1 protein-coding gene is annotated in these 332 nt (G+C 47.6%); it reads right to left on the bottom strand.

From position 1 onward, the window contains the following. Positions 1–332 (bottom strand): aminotransferase class V-fold PLP-dependent enzyme (locus tag RJ32_RS15450; protein ID WP_034823238.1); only part of this gene is annotated, 332 nt, incomplete at both ends.

The following is a 332-nucleotide window of genomic DNA, read 5'->3' as shown; positions in this document are numbered from 1 at the left end:
AAACCCTCCGCTATCGACTATTAATCCGCCAACTGAATTGCCATGACCCCCAATGTATTTGGTTAGTGAATGCACCACAATGTCAGCGCCAAAATCAATGGGTTTGCAAAGTATCGGTGTAGCAACCGTGTTGTCCACGACCAGTGGAACTCCATGCTGGTGAGCGACCTCAGCATAGCCTTCTAAATCGGCGATGTTTCCCGCCGGGTTGCCAATACTTTCACAGAATACGGCTTTAGTTTTACCGTCTATAAGTTTGCCTATGTCTTCCGCTTTATCCGATTCGGCAAAACGGACTTCAATGCCAAATGAAGGCAGCATGTGCTGGAAGA

Origin of the sequence: Idiomarina sp. 28-8 (genome assembly GCF_000320945.2) — a bacterium.
Taxonomy (GTDB): domain Bacteria; phylum Pseudomonadota; class Gammaproteobacteria; order Enterobacterales; family Alteromonadaceae; genus Idiomarina; species Idiomarina loihiensis.
Note: the sequence above shows the minus strand (reverse complement) of the source record. Positions and strands in the feature narration are given on the sequence as shown.